The organism is Pseudomonas sp. MF6394, assembly GCF_002018845.1.
Lineage (GTDB): Bacteria > Pseudomonadota > Gammaproteobacteria > Pseudomonadales > Pseudomonadaceae > Aquipseudomonas > Aquipseudomonas lactis.
The window spans coordinates 54209-69325 of sequence record NZ_MVOJ01000040.1; the positions used below are offsets into that span (position 1 = coordinate 54209).

8 protein-coding genes are annotated in these 15117 nt (G+C 58.2%); 6 read left to right on the plus strand and 2 right to left on the minus strand.

What is annotated here, in order from left to right; genetic code table 11:
* Positions 1-60: 60 nt before the first annotated feature.
* Positions 61-288: a hypothetical protein gene (locus tag MF6394_RS29190; protein WP_044273243.1), complete on the minus strand. Its 228-nt coding sequence runs from the start codon at positions 286-288 to the stop codon at positions 61-63.
* 237 nt (positions 289-525) lie between these two features.
* Complete coding sequence (locus tag MF6394_RS29195; RefSeq protein ID WP_078468072.1) at positions 526-1479, minus strand: AraC family transcriptional regulator; 954 nt, start codon at positions 1477-1479, stop codon at positions 526-528.
* A 102-nt stretch (positions 1480-1581) separates the two neighbouring features.
* Between MF6394_RS29195 and MF6394_RS29200 the strand changes: the two genes are divergently transcribed.
* From MF6394_RS29200 to MF6394_RS29225, 6 genes are all read left to right on the plus strand, one after another.
* Entirely contained in the window at positions 1582-2832 is a 1251-nt protein-coding gene (locus MF6394_RS29200; protein WP_078468073.1) for an MFS transporter, read from the plus strand.
* 421 nt (positions 2833-3253) lie between these two features.
* Positions 3254-5293, plus strand: a complete 2040-nt coding sequence (locus tag MF6394_RS29205; protein ID WP_161952184.1) for a M3 family metallopeptidase — start codon at positions 3254-3256, stop codon at positions 5291-5293.
* A 92-nt stretch (positions 5294-5385) separates the two neighbouring features.
* On the plus strand, positions 5386-10563 hold the full coding sequence (locus MF6394_RS29210) for a DUF6543 domain-containing protein (RefSeq protein ID WP_078468075.1): 5178 nt from the start codon (positions 5386-5388) through the stop codon (positions 10561-10563).
* Between the two features lie 263 nt (positions 10564-10826).
* Complete coding sequence (locus MF6394_RS29215) at positions 10827-12017, plus strand: EAL domain-containing response regulator (RefSeq protein WP_078468076.1); 1191 nt, start codon at positions 10827-10829, stop codon at positions 12015-12017.
* Between the two features lie 160 nt (positions 12018-12177).
* Complete coding sequence (locus tag MF6394_RS29220) at positions 12178-12804, plus strand: response regulator transcription factor (protein WP_057710110.1); 627 nt, start codon at positions 12178-12180, stop codon at positions 12802-12804.
* The gene (locus MF6394_RS29225; RefSeq protein ID WP_078468077.1) at positions 12804-15023 is read left to right on the plus strand and encodes a transporter substrate-binding domain-containing protein; all 2220 of its coding nucleotides are present in this window, start codon (positions 12804-12806) and stop codon (positions 15021-15023) included. The genes MF6394_RS29220 and MF6394_RS29225 overlap by 1 nt, the downstream gene beginning before the upstream one ends.
* Positions 15024-15117: the final 94 nt, after the last annotated feature.

Sequence of the window (15117 nt, forward strand, 5' to 3'; positions counted from 1 at the left end):
AACACGCCGATCACCAGCGTTACGCTGATGCTACGTGAACGCACGTTCATGAGCGAATGCTCAGGCCGGGCGTGGCCGCAGTTTTTTTGTGATGCGCGCGCACCCTGTAATCTGGTTGAACTGCACGTAATGGGCTTGCGCCGTCCATTCCTCGACCAGGATCAAATACTTGGCCGGCGGATTGATCTGGCGCAGATAGCCGCACAGCAGACGGGTGCGTCGCGCGTTCATAGGTTGCTTTAGCGTCAAGATGACGTTGTCTGCGGCACGGCATTCAGTGATCTCCATGACTGAGCCCCTCATCGAGTGCTGGCGGCAAACGTGCTGGCCCAGTCTCAGAGGCTGGGGATTCTCGCCGCGTGGCGTTCATTCTCAGGTGGGGGCGTCGCAGGCGTCTACTGTCATACTTGACAGTCCTTTAGCCGGTTGTGCACTGCCGTGACCCATTCCTCGACGTAACGGGCGTTAAATTATTCAGGGGTAAAGATCGTCGACTACATGCGCTCAGCTTCACGTGACAGTAGGCTACCTCACCTTGCGACTTAACCCCGGTGTCTTCCCCGTAATGCGTTTGAATGCGCGACTGAAAGCCGCCTGGGATGTATAGCCCAAGCGTTGTGCTACCTCTTCGATCGGCAGCCTTTCGAGGGTCAGCCATTGGCTTGCAAGCCGCATTCGCAGTTCGGTGACATAGCGCAGCGGCGTCATGCCAATCGTCACCTGGAAGCGGTCCGCGAAGGCCGAGCGTGAGGTGTTGCATTGCGCTGCCAATTGCGCAACGGTCCAGTCGCGGCCCGGTTGTTGATGGAGCGCTAGCAGTGCACCGGCCAAGCGGGGGTCGCGCAAGGCGGCGACCAGGCCAGAGGCATTCCCGCAAGCGCACTCCACCCAGCCGCGAACGATCATGGCGGCCACCACGTCGGCCAACCGTGCGAGGATACCGGCGAAGCCCACACGTGCGGCGCTGACTTCGCGCTCCATGGTGGTCAGAATAGGCACCAGTCCAGGGTAGCGCTGGCCGTCGGCATCAATCAACATCAGGCCCGGCATCAGTTTGCCGAGGCCATGGATGCTGCCCAGTTCAAACTCCATACAACCACTGAACAAAATGGTGCTCGGCGTTGGGCTGGCATCGGTTCCGGTGTGCACCGCGCTCACGGTGTCACCGAGGGGGACGCCGTCTAGGCGGTCGATGTCCTGAACGGGCACGTCCGCATGGGAATACAGTTGATGGGCCGCGCCATGGGAGATGAACACGGCGTTGCCGGCAGACAGCGCATAGGTGGTGCCGTCCGCCATTCGCAGGACCGCATTGCCGACGGCCATGAAATGGAACCAGGCATGCCCAGGTTTTTCAGCGAAGCCCAAACCGAAACTCGGACTGGTTTGTATACGCCGGTATTCGACGCCACGCAGGCGCATGCCGCGCAACAGTTCGTTGATGAGATCCGAGGCAAGCGCAAACTGTTCTGCAGACATTGTTCAGGTGTTTTAGTCAAAAATGAGAGATTTTTGATCATAGATCATCCAGATTCGCGCGCCTAGACTGCGGATCGCAATGATGATTGGGAGATCCCTGCAATGACTGACTGTGTATGTAATGCCGTATCCAACCGCCATCCCGACGCCTTCTCGGATGCAGAGCCTGCGGCCCCCGCGTGGATGGCCGTCTTCTCGCTGGCAATGGGGGTGTTCGGATTACTGACCGCTGAGTACCTTCCGGCCAGTTTGTTAACACTGATGGCGACTGATTTTGGCGTGTCCGAAGCGCTGGCTGGCCAGGCGGTAACGGTGACAGCAGTGGTAGCGTTGTTCGCCGGTTTGTTGGTGCCAGGCCTGACCCGCGGCATCGACCGACGTTGGGTGTTGTTGGGGTTTTCCACGTTGATGGTTGCCTCCAATCTGTTGGTCGCCGTTTCCTCCAGCTTCGCGGTGCTGTTGTTGATGCGCATCTTGCTGGGGATTGCCCTTGGCGGGTTCTGGAGCATGGCTGCGGCGGTGGCGATGCGCTTGGTGCCGAGTGCGCTGTTGCCTCGGGCGCTTTCGATTATTTTCAGCGGCATTGCGGTCGGGACGGTCGTTGCAGTGCCGCTGGGCAGCTATCTGGGCGGGCTGTACGGCTGGCGCAGTGCGTTCTTTGCAGCGGCGGCGGTCGGCATGGTGACCCTGGCGTTTCAGTCATTGACTTTGCCACGCCTTGCGCCGCGCCGGCCGGCACGTCTGCGCACGGTTTTCGACGTGTTGCAGCGCCCGGGCATCGCCATGGGGATGTTCGGTTGTGTACTGGTGCATAGCGGCCACTTCGCGATGTTCACTTATGTTCGGCCATTCCTGGAAGGCACTACCGGCATCGGCCCGCAAGGGCTGTCGCTGATGTTGCTGGGGTTCGGTGTGGCGAACTTCTTCGGCACGCTGTTGGCTGGCAGGCTGCTGGAGCACCACCCGCTGGCCACTCTGGTGTTAATGCCTGCGCTGGTCGGGGTTGCAGCACTGGCGTTGGTGCTGTTGCCACCCTCGTTGCCGGTGCAGGCAGTACTGCTGGCAATCTGGGGCTTGGCCTTTGGCGGTGTGCCGGTGGCGTGGTCGAACTGGGTCGCCAGCGCGGTGCCTGATCAGGCGGAAAGCGCCGGCGGCATGGTGGTGGCCTCTGTGCAGTCCGCCATCGCCACGGGCGCCGCCGCGGGTGGTGCAGTATTCAGCCTCGGTGGCAGTGCAGGCGTATTTGTAGCGGCAGCCGTGCTGATGCTGCTGGCTGCGTTGCTGATTGCGCTGCGTGTCCGGGTGCCTTCTGTCCATGGGGTTCGCGAGCCCAGGCCCGCGTTGCACCTTTGATTCGGTTTTCCAAACCGCCTCTTTGCGCTTTGGGTGGATGTCACTTTTGGCACTGGTAATCTTGAGTCACCGTGGTTTCCAAGCAATGAAATTGCCCCATCGTTTGACACACGGATTTCTCCGCGCCTGGTACGCCGACGCCCATCCCCATAGCCGGTGCGCGCAATGCCCGCACTGGCTGCCAGGCTTACTTCGTGCAGGTCAAGCAGTTATCGGGCTCTGCCACGCTGCATGACGTGCTCCTGCGGCAGCGCATGGGTAAGGCGGGGGGGGGGGGGCAAAGGCTGATGTTGATGACTGACGATCGTGTCCTGCGCGCTATCGCTTTTTTGTCCCGATTACTCATACCTATTTAGCCCACCCAACGATGATTCACTCCCTAGGCTGGCTGCTTCGCAAGCTACCTTTGAAGAGTGACTTCATGTCTGAAAACAACCCACTGCTACAACCCTACGACTTGCCACCGTTCTCAGCCATCCGGGCCGAACACTTGGTGCCCGCCGTTGAGCAGATCATCACTGAAAGTCGCAACGCCACCGCGACGATCATTACCAGCCAGGCGCCATTTCCCACCTGGGACGACCTGGTGCAAGCCCTGGAGGCGTTGGAGGCTCGCCTGGATGGCGTGCTCAACCTCATTGAACTGCTTGACGCCCACCCCCAAGAGCCGACATGGGCGCAGGCATCGCACCGCAGTTATGAGTTGGCCATGCAATACAAAGCCGAGTTGGCCGTGAACAACGACCTGTATCAGTTGCACCGACAGCTTGCCGATAGCCCGATTGCGGCGCTTTTCAATCAACAACGCCACAGTGCGTTGCGTAAAATATTGCGCAAGTACCATTTGGCTGGCCTTGATCTTTCTCCTGAGAAGCAGCTACGGCTCAAAGCGCTGAACCAGCAAATCGGTGAGTTCAGCCAGGAGTTCCTGCGCCGGGTAAGAGACTCCAGCGATGCATGGCGTAAGCACATTCAAGACAAGGCGCTGCTGAGCGGACTGCCCGAGGCAACCTTGGCGCGCCTGGCGGTCGCGGCTCGGGACGCAGGTCTGGATGGCTGGTTACTAACCCTTTGCGAGCAGTCCTTTCAGGACGTGATGAGCTACGCCGATCATCGAGCCTTGCGCCAGGAAATGATGGTGGCTTACTACAGCCGTGCCGTGGACACCGGTGCCGATGCCCTTGCCACCGATAATGAACCGATCCTGACGGTGTTGCTCGACAGCCGTCACCAGAAAGCACAATTGCTGGGCTATGCCAACTTCGCCGAGCTGGCGTTGGTGGAGCAAACGGTGCAGACGAGCGATGAGGTCGTTGCCTTTATGCATCAACAGGTTGAGCAGGCACGCACGACATTCGCCGATGAGGCGCAACAACTGCAGCGCTATGCCGCGCAGCACGGGGTCGACGCTGTGCAACCCTGGGATCACAGCTATTTCGTGGAAAAAATCCGTCAGGACGTGGCTGGCGTTTCCCGGGATGCGTTGCGCAACTATTTTCCGTTGGAGACCGTGCTGCAACGCTTGTGCACCTTTACCCAGACCCTGTTCGGCGTAGAGCTGGTCGAACAGACCACGGTCGATACCTGGCACGCGGATGTGCGGGTATTTGAGCTCAGGGAGCATGCGCAGCCGATCGGACATTTGTTCATTGACCCTTATCGCCGCGTAGAGGGTGGCGAGACTGGCGCCGCCTTTGGCTTGCGCAGCCACCGAATGACGGCCGAGGGGCGTCCACAACGGCCTATCGCGGTGCTTCGCAGCAAGTTGCCACGGCCGACGGAGGCCCAGCCTTGCTTGCTGGATCATCTGCAATTGAGGGTCTTGTTGCATGAGTTCGGCCACTGCCTGCAGCACCTGTTGACCGTCGCCCCCTATCGGGCGATTTCCGGTATGGACCAATGGAGCCATGATGCGGCGGAATTCTTCGGCCAAGTGCTGGAGCAGTTCTGCTTTACTTCGCCGTTCCTGGTCTGGCTCTCTGGCCATTTTCAGACGGGAGAGCCCTTGGGTGATGATATGGCCAATAAAATGAGCCGATGGGTTCACATCCAGACCAGTCATGAAACCGCCAGTGTGTTGCTCACGGGCCTCGTCGACTTCGAGTTGCACCGTACCTACGGTGACGGGCGTACACCTCACGAGGTGTTCACCCAGGCCAACGCTGAAGTGGGGTACTTGCAGTGGCCTGATGGCGCCCGCCCGATCAACCGCTTCGAACAACCGATGGGGAGCTATGGGGCCAAACTGTATTCCTACCCGTGGTCCGGTGTGCTGGCCCGCCAGGCTTTTGAGCGGTTCGAGCGCGATGGCCTGTTCAACCCAGAGACCGGCAAAGCCTTCCGGGACGCTTTTATCACTGAGGGGGATACCGGGACGCTGCTGCGCTCACTTGCGCTGTTCCGGGGGGACGGCAAGCGATGCGCCGAGCTACCAGCGGGGCATGAGCATAGGCATATGTAGCTCCTCGACTGAAACGTGAAGCGCCAGAGTGATCTTTTTCGATCACTCACCGCTGCTCAGTTCAGCAGCCCATCCGGCATGGAGCGTATTCAATGGTCACGGACAACCCACCGTACTTTTTCAGCGAAACTCAAACCGAGCGCACGCAGCTCAGTAAGCGCCAACGCGCACGCAACTTTACCCTCAAGGACCTTGACTGGTTCGACAGCGTCTATCTGGCCACCGATGCGTTGCGACGCGCACAAACAGTGCCGATGCACGTCCAAACCCTGCAATTGAACGTACCCGGCCAACCGGCTATTGAACTGGCGGGCGCCTTCGTCATGAGCCCCGCCCCGGAAGGGGGCGTTATTCTCTACACGCCCGTTCGCGGCCTGGAAAAGCTGCAAAGCCATGACGCACTCAAGACGCAACTGGGGGCGTGGCTCAAAGACTCGTCGCAGCGCCAAGGGTTGCTCGATTACCTTTCCATCTCCCAGCAGCACATCCTGACGCCCACTGCGAACCTGACAATTAGCGCACATACCGTGGGTGGCGCTGTCTTCCAAGCCCAACACACGACCCTCGCCAACAACCTGCTGGAAAACGCCCGTCTGATGCGCGAGGAACTGCTCAAGCTGCCCAGTTTCACCTCTCTGCTGGATGAATACATTTGCACGCAGTTGGCGCAGACGTTTGCGGGCGTCGATCAGCACCGAATCCAGGTGCACACGTATGTTGTCGACACCTCCAGCGAATCAGGCACCGCTGACAAGCCACCGCTGCGGCACACGACCACCCGCACGTTGAGCGCAACTATCCTCCAGTATTTCGTCAACAATGGCTGGCCTGAAGGCGAAACCCGGCGCTACGTTGACCCTCAACGCACGCCTGACCCGCAGCAGCCCGCTCAGGGGGCTGACGACCAGTTACGTTGGGAAGCCTCGGTGCAAGGGCTGGCGCGGGGCTTGCGAGCCCACATGAAGCAACAGCCTAAGGCATTTTGGGCGCAACCTGCTTCCACCGGGGCCTCACGGCTGCAACTGTTTACCCATGCCATGGCCAATGCCTTTATCACGGTGGCGCTGGACCAACAGCAGCAAGCGGCGATTACGGTTGACCAGCGTTTGCAACTGCAGGCCTTGCCGCTCAAGGCTGCGCTTGCCGCGACAACGGCGGCTCCCAGCGTGACTGTTGAAAAGGCACAGCTGCAGGCGCCTGGGCAACCCCCTGTCGAACTGGCAGGCACACTCATCATCAGCAGCAACGAAAGTGACGATGGCTCGCCCTGGATGCTCTACACCCCCCACCAAGGCTTGCAATCGTTCACTGCACTGGATGCGCTGAAAACCCACCTTGTCGATAGCCTCAACCCGCGGCAGCACGCCGATGCCTGGAGAAATCATCTGGCCAGGTCGCAACGCTTCAACGAAGCCGATCTGTCGGCTTGCGAGGTCATCAAAGCCCCGATCACGGGGGGTGTTTTCGACAGCATCATGGTGGGCATTATTGAGAAGCAAGGCCGCAACCTTGAATACGCCCTCGATCAATATCGCCTGAGCCAGGGCACGATGGACCTCGATGCCCTGGTCGATCATGTGCTGGATGTGCGTGGCATGATTGATCCAAAACTACTGACCTTCGACCCCATGGGCCGCTGGAGTACCCAGTTGGCAAGTACCTGGACTGCGGCGGCGACAGAACCCAGGGTTCCGCCAACGCTCTCGGCACTGCGCACCTCTGCGCAATTGCTCGAAAACGTCAGCGCTGAAATCGCACGACATCTGGCATGGCGCCCCTCGCTGGAGAATTCCGCCACCACCTACCTCAACACCAAGCTGCATGCTAAGCATCAACACCTGCAGGCAGCGTGCCTCTCGGTACGTCAATACAGCAGCCCCTCAAGTGACACCGATACACCTCAACTGCTGTCATCGAGCAGTATGGTCGAGTATTTTCTGGCGCGTTTATGTGGCGATGTGGGGGCACTGAACGACCCGTTGAACACTCACGTCTACTCAATCACATCTGACAATACCGCCACCAAGATTTCAGGCCTGGACATCACCGACTTCAATGCGCTGATCGACAGTGCAATCGAGGGTTTCAAGCCGTATCTGCGTAGAACCCACAGTGCGTACCCCAACATGCAACCCTTGCTGAAAAAAGCAATGGAGATGGGCTTGACCGGGGAAATGCAAGTCAGGCTGTGGAATAACGCGTTATTGCCCCTGGACTACGAAGTACTCTCAACCGTGCTGGGTATTTACGCTCGAGACTTGCGCCTGAGTGTCAACGGGTTTCGCCCTGATGCGTTTGCGTTGGCGATCACGCCCACAGGGCAACACACCCAACAGTTACTCACTCACTGTTTCATGTTGACCGAACGCGGCGGGCTTGACCCCCACTATTGCGGTCGTGCACTGCTCTGGACGCCCGCGTTGGGACTGGAAAGTTTCGCTTCATTGAGCCACTTCAAAGCAGAGGTTGATCGACGCCTGGCAAGCCCGGACGAGCGACAGGCTTTGCTGGAGAACCTGGCGCAACCGGACTGGCACGCCCATCCGTCCTATGCACTCAGTTCCCTTGAGCTGATCGAAGACAACCTCGTCGAACACTTGCAACGAACCTATGCTCAACACAAAGACCGTGAGCTGGAGCGAATCCTGGCCACGCAGCTGTCGCTCGAACAGTTGCGCAAGCTGTGGCAGGTTCAAGCCACGCAAGACCTGGCGCCTACCAACCTGCGGCGTGCCATGGACATGGTCCAGGCCATGATCGTGCAACATGGTTTGCAATGGTTGGGCAACGCCAGTGCTGTCGATCAACAGCTCTATGCCGAGTTGTTGGAGCAGTATCGAAACAATGTCACTGATAATCAGGATTACCTGCACGGGATCGACTCGCTGGCTCGGTTCACGCACGACAAACTCAGCGCTGTGCTCAAGGACGGTGACGACCAGGCCAGCATTACGCCGGATGACGTCGAAGTCGGGCTGCCGGCGCAGGGCAGTACGCCTGCGCGCAACCAGTCACTGCTGGACTATGCCTTGAGCCATCAATCGTATTGGAACGATGAGGTGCCGCTGTTCGCCAGCACCGGTAAAACGCCATTACCCTCCGCGCTGGATGCACAGACGCTGAAAACGCGGATACAGGCGCTGAATATCAATGGGGCTTATCAGACTTACATCGAAGGATTACTGGGCCCCACCAGCCTAGATTTTGAGCAACGTGCTACACGATTCGCCAAGCAACTGCCGTGGCAACTGATGCAATACGCTCATGGCATGATGCTGCAAGGTCAGCTTTCACCGGCGGCCTTCGGGCTCATTCAACAGATCATGGACATGCCCGATGCTATCGCTCGTGCGACAGTGGTGGATGCCAACGCGATGATCCGCCCTTTGCAACTGCTGGTTGATGGAGGGAGGAAGACGATCAAGATCCCTGGGGTTTACCTGATCGGTCCCACCTCGGGTGACGAGGGGCCTCTAGTCCTTTATGCCCCCTATAGCCCAGGCTACACCCTTAAGGAATACACGGTGGAGGCCGCACTGCGTGCCGAGTTGACAGCCTCTGGTGCCTTACAGCGTTGGGTTCGGCTGGTGGTCCCGGCCGTCGACCACGCGGCACTGACCAGCGCACTGGAGCAACCCCAAGCCAACACCACCCTCCAACTGGCATCCAACCCCATCACCGCGCCTTTGTTCAACCAGTTGTATACCGACAATGTCGAGCTGCTGACGACGCTGCTGGGCTGCCAAAAAACGGCCAGTGCAGGCACCGCCTGGGAGACGGCCAAGGCCGTATTCTCTGAGGGCGTGAAGCAGGCCATCGTGTTTTTTGCCGGAAAACTGGCTTACCCCTTGGTGGTCTGGCAGAGCTTCAAGCTGTTCAAGGCTTCTGCCGAAGAGCTGCAAAGCCACCAATGGCATGAGGCACTGGGGCATTTCATTGGCGGGGTCGCCTTGCTGGTCGGTTTGCGCGATTCCATGCCTCCCGTATCAGAGGGCGGCATGCCCCCGGCACCCGAGCCGATCCCGCCGCCTTCCACACCTGCGGCCTCTGTGGTGTCCTGGCCCGCGCTGGACATTACCGCTGCTTCCCGCACCCGGCTCCAGCGTTTCGAAGTCCTTGAACCGAGCTTGGCCAACCTGATCAAAGACACCTCACTCAACCTTTACCGATCGACCTCCAACCATTACTACGCGGCGGTGGCAGGGAAAGTGTTCCAAGTCATCAAGCATGGCCAGGGTTGGCGCATCATCGGTGATGGCGAAGTCGGTCCTGAGGTACAGCTCAACCCTCGACAACAGTGGATGCTCAGTAGCGCCGGCCCAGTGCTGATGGGGCGACGCACACTTGCACGATTACTTAATCGCTTCTACTCCGAGCCATTTGCGCGCTCCAGTATGAATGTATTGGCCAGCGGGATGCGCGAGATACGAGCGCTTTACGCTCGGGAATCCTGGGTTATCACCGATGCACTTGCCTTGGCGACGTTTTATGCAAAGAACGCCCAGGAAAATTTGCGCCTGATCGCACAAACCCCCCTTGCTGCACCTGAGCTCGTTAAACAGATCAAAGCGTTTTTCGGCTTGCAGACGCTCGAGGTCGAACACCTTGAAAAAATTCAGGAGATCGTCGATACGGTCTGCACTGCGTTGATGGAGCCCTCACTGACCTCCTCGGACTCAACGCGATTTGTCATTGGCCGTTCGCGGTTGCCGGCTCTTCAGGGCGGGCACACGTTGATGGCCTTTACGATTGTCCCTGACCCCCTTCAACTGGTGTACTTGACCGAGGTGTTTTTCAACCCAGGTCTGAAATACGGTCATTTGTTGATAAAACCGTTCTATGTCAGCGTCCATGCCCGTGCGACTACCCTCATTCACGAAATCACTCATCATGTATGTGAGACGTTGGACTTGGCTTACGTGCATTCCACCCATCCCTTTGATGACCTGATTGATCCACAAACCCCTGAGGGCCGTAACACTAAAATAACCCTGGAAAACCGCCATCTTTCAAGGCTGTCGCTCAATACCCCGACCCATGAATTGTTCCAGGTTGTCGATATTGCAACCGGCCTCAAAACAGACCCTACACAGGGCACGGCGACACAGCATGTGCTCGACAGGCTGCTCACCGTTACCGGCACCCAAACCCTCGCCGATGCCCGGCGAGTTTTCCGCACCGATCCGCTTAAACGTATCCTGACGGTACTTAACAACGCCGACTCCGTCGCCTACCTGATTGCACTGTTGGGACGTCGAAAAGAGAGATAGTGGGGCTCTTTCCCAGAGCTGATTGCCCTGGGCATCTTAGCGGGAGCGGGACGTGCGCCCCGTGGCATCGGTAACTGAGACAGGCAATGCCCAGTGCCGTAGGCATTGATCGGGCTGGCCGCTCGTGCGACCTGAATCGCCGTAAACAGCCATACCGTGCTTGGGAAATTTCCTACAGGTATCTGCTCCCCAACCCTGCTCATCATTGAGTCGTCATCTTTCAAACTACTATTTCCTGGCTCGGCGGAAGTAGCGAACGAAAAATGATCTCACTGCGTATTCTAGTTTTGGAAAAGCACTCCGCTCAGCGCAACGCGATGGTCGTCGCGCTGCAGCAACTGGGTGTTCTCAATATTTTGCAGGCGAGCACTGGCGAGCAGGCTTTGGCCTTGCTGCAAAGGCAGGGCGCGGTGGATGTGGCCTTGTGCGACTTGGCGCACAAGGGCATGGACTGCCTGGACTTCCTTAACTGTGCGGGCCAGCTCTTGATGGTCCGGTCGGTGATTCTCTATTGCGATTTCCAACCGCAGTTGCGTCGGGCGATCGAACAGATGGCCTCATTTTCCGGTCTGCAACTGCTCGGTACCCTCAGCACGCCGATCCAGTCCAAAGCGCTGCACAAAGTCCTGCTGCGTTACCAGCGTCAATGCCCGATCACCGCCTCGATACCTTCGCCGGCGACGGCGCTACCTAACGAAGAAGACATTCGCCGCGGCCTGGCCCTGGGCGAATTCCGGGCATTTTTCCAGCCCAAGTTTGTGCTGGCCGATGGTCAGGTGTCCGGGGTCGAGGTCCTGGCGCGTTGGCAGCACCCAACCAAGGGTTTGCTGCTGCCCAGGGATTTCCTGGCGGCCGTCCTGGCTTACGACTTGATCGACGTGATGTTCACACAGTTACTAGAGCAGGGCCTGAGCCTGCTGAGTATCTTACGGCGCGATGGTCGGGCCCTGGAGATGTCGTTCAACTTGCATGCTTCGCAATTACGCGAGATGGGGCTCATCGACCATATTCGCCAGGCATTGGAACGTTATGGCATATCCGCGGCGAACCTGACCTTCGAGCTGGCAGAGAATGGCCTGCTTGAGATTCAACCGCGGGTCCAGGAAGGTTTGCTGCGCTTGCGTGTGATGGGGTGCGGGCTGTCGATCGATGACTTTGCCGTCGGTTTTTCCTCGCTGAAACTGCTCTGCCAGTTGCCCTTCACCGAAATCAAACTGGACGGGGAGTTTGTCCGCAGCATTCATGAGCCGCGTAGCAAAGCGCTGATTGCCAGCACCCTGGCGCTGGCGCGCGCGCTGAACATGACGCTGGTGATCGAAGGGGTCAGCAAGCAGCAGGAGAGCCACGCACTGATCAAGATGGGGTGTGAACAAGGTCAAGGTTTCTACTACGCCAAGCCAATGTCGTCCCATGAGCTGCTGACGTGGTTGCAGGCGCCTTTCGTTGCGGGCTAGGACGGCGCCTGGCGAGCGTTTGAGCCTGGGAAAACAAATCTCAGGCAACTTTGCCATGCATCGAATATGCTGAAAGTCAGGCATAAACTGTTACCGGGTGTTTTGGTAAAGCGCGGTTATCTCTTCCGTTTTTAGTTTCGTCATCTTTTTAGAGGCTCTTATGCTCAAAGCCATGATTGTGGACGATCATCCGTTCATTCGTTCCGCCGTAAGAATGATTTTGAAGCAAGAGCAGTACGAGATTGTGGCGGAGGCCGACAACGGGGCCGATGCGGTCCGGCTGACTCGTGAACATCAGCCAAACCTCATCGTGCTGGATATCACCATGCCGGGGGTGGATGGCCTGATTGCCCTGAATCGAATCTCGGATTTGAAGCTGCCGGTGAAGGTGCTGGTGCTGACGTCGCTGTCTGCCGTATTTTTTTCCATGCGTTGCATGCGGGCAGGGGCGGCCGGCTACGTTTCAAAGGCGGAAGACCTGGACGAACTGGCGAAAGCCATTAATGCCATCAAGTCCGGCTTTACCTTCTTTCCCGACCTGACCATGAACTCGGTGCGCAGGAAGGACGTCGATGCCTCGGAGCAGGCGTTGATACAAAGCCTTTCTGATAGAGAACTATCAATCTTGCAACTGCTTGCCAAGGGCTTGAGTAACAAGCAGATCGGTGAACAGATGATTCTGAGCAACAAGACCATCAGTACGTATAAAGCCCGAATAGTCGAGAAGCTCAACCTGAGCTCCTTGGTGCACCTGGCGGACCTGGCTAAACGAAATAATCTGATCTGATGAAGTATTCACGACGGCTGTGCCTGTGCCTGCTTGGGGTGCTGCTGGTTTTCGGGGGCGCCCAACAAGCCCTTGCCGATGAACAGCCCAGGGTGGAGACACTGGAATTGCTGGGGCGCTCTGCGCTGGGCGAGCACCAGGTAGGGTTGGCTGAGGCGGACTGGGGCTGGTTGCGCAAAAAAGGCACCCTGTACCTCGGGGTTTCGGTGCCGGATTACCCGCCTTTCGATCTGACTGGCAATGGCCATGACTATGAAGGGCTCACCGCCGATTACGCAGGGCTGCTGGCTCAACTGCTGCATATCCAGGTACAGGTGCGCCGATATCCGTCCAGAGCGGATGTGATCCGTGCGTTGAAAGAGGGTGAGGTCGATCTGTTGGGGACCGCCAATGGGTTTGAAGCGGTCGATTCGGAACTGGTGATGTCGATTGCTTATGCCGATGATCAGCCGATGATCGTCGCTCGTAACGATGCCGGTGCTTCGTTTACCCCAGACCTGGCTGGAAAAAAGGTCGCCATGCTGTACCACTACCTGTCACCGCAGGCGGTCAGCCGTGCCTACCCCGATGCTGAGCTGCAACTTTATCCTTCGACCTTGAGTGCAATCGGGGCAGTTGCCTTCGGCAGGGCAGACGCTTACCTGGGCGACGCGATCAGCGCCAATTACCTGATCAGCATGGACTACCTGAATAACGTCAAGCTCACCGACTTTGCACGGCTGGAAGGTAGCCGTTTTGCGTTTGCCTTATCTGCCGCCAACACTCGACTACTGGGCATCGTGAACGCCGCCATCGCGGCGATCCCCATTGAAGAGCGCATGACCATCCTGCGGCGCTGGCGGGCCTCCGAGATGAATATCCCGGGGCAGAATCGGCTGCACCTGACCCCCAAGGAACAGCGCTGGTTGGAGGATCATCCACGAGTGAGCGTTGCAGCGATGGAAAACTTTCTGCCGCTGTCTTTTTTCGATAAAAAAGGGGCGCTTCGCGGCGTCAGCGCCGATGTGTTGGCCAAGGTCAGCCTGCGTACCGGCTTGAAGTTCGATGTGGTGCGCGGTACTTCCATGGCCCGGCAGATCGACACCCTGCATGCCGGGAAGGTCGACATGCTGGCGGCCTTGACCCCGAGTGCCGAGCGGGAAGGGTTGATGCGCTTCACAAGGCCGTATCTTTCGACGCCTTACGTCTTGATCAGCCGTGTCGGGCCCAATAGCCCGGCGACCCTTGGCGATATGGCTGGCAAGCGGCTGGCGATCATTCGCGGTATGTTTCTCACCGACTTCATCGCCAGCCGCTATCCGCGGGTTCAAATTGTCTATGCGGACAACGCCGCCCAGGTCATGGCGATGGTTGCCAACAATGAAGTCGATGCGGGCGCCAACTCGTTGCTCAGTGCCCGCTACATGATTTCGCGCCAGTACCGGGACCGCCTGCAGGTCACCAGCACTGTGGGTATCGACCCCGCCCGGTTCGCCTTCGCCACCCATCGCGGCGAGCTGGAGTTGTACGCCATTCTGGAAAAAGCGCTGCTGAGCATCTCGCCGGAGGAGATGGCCGAGATCACCAGTCGCTGGCGCAGTGAAGTGGTGGTGGATGACAACTTCTGGCTGCGCAATCGTGGCGTGATCATCCAGGGCTTCTTTATTGCCGCTGTATTGCTGTTAGTAGCGATTGCCTGGATCGCCTACCTGCGTCGCTTGATCCACCGTCGCGAAGTGGCCGAGCGGGCGCTCAATAATCAGTTGGAGTTCAAGCGGGTGCTGATCGACGGCACACCGCATCCGATCTATGTGCGTGATCTCGAAGGACGCATAGTGATCTGTAACTCCAGTTATCTTGAAGCCTTAGGCTTGAGCAGTGAGGACGTGCTGGGTAAGCGCATCACTGAAAACGCATTTGTCGACAGCACGGAAGCTGCAACTTATTACGCTGATTATTTGCAGGTACTGCGTGACGGGGTGTCAAAAGTCCAGGATCGCGCGCTAGTGCTACCGGATGGCCGCAGGTTGACGATCTATCATTGGATGCTGCCGTACAGAGACAGTGAGGGCGCCGTCAGCGGCATGATTGCCGGCTGGATGGATATCAGCGAGCGCGAGCAGTTGCTGGAAATGGTCCAAAAAGCCAATCGGGCCAAGACCACGTTCCTGGCGACCATGAGCCATGAAATCCGCACACCGCTCAATGCAATGACAGGAGGCTTTTGTATAAAATGCTAAAATGCACGGTCTACATGGGGTTCAGAGCATTATGCCGGTCAAAAATACACTGCCTAGGGCGTTCTCTGACGTGTTCAGAGACGATGAAACCATC

Bases quoted from the DNA above. Each gene is read 5' to 3' on its own strand.
- MF6394_RS29220 (WP_057710110.1), top strand. From the start codon at position 12,178: ATGCTCAAAGCCATGATTGTGGACGATCATCCGTTCATTCGTTCCGCC.
- MF6394_RS29190 (WP_044273243.1), bottom strand. From the start codon at position 288: ATGGAGATCACTGAATGCCGTGCCGCAGACAACGTCATCTTGACGCTA.
- MF6394_RS29215 (WP_078468076.1), top strand. From the start codon at position 10,827: ATGATCTCACTGCGTATTCTAGTTTTGGAAAAGCACTCCGCTCAGCGC.
- MF6394_RS29225 (WP_078468077.1), top strand. From the start codon at position 12,804: ATGAAGTATTCACGACGGCTGTGCCTGTGCCTGCTTGGGGTGCTGCTG.
- MF6394_RS29205 (WP_161952184.1), top strand. From the start codon at position 3,254: ATGTCTGAAAACAACCCACTGCTACAACCCTACGACTTGCCACCGTTC.
- MF6394_RS29195 (WP_078468072.1), bottom strand. From the start codon at position 1,479: ATGTCTGCAGAACAGTTTGCGCTTGCCTCGGATCTCATCAACGAACTG.
- MF6394_RS29200 (WP_078468073.1), top strand. From the start codon at position 1,582: ATGACTGACTGTGTATGTAATGCCGTATCCAACCGCCATCCCGACGCC.
- MF6394_RS29210 (WP_078468075.1), top strand. From the start codon at position 5,386: ATGGTCACGGACAACCCACCGTACTTTTTCAGCGAAACTCAAACCGAG.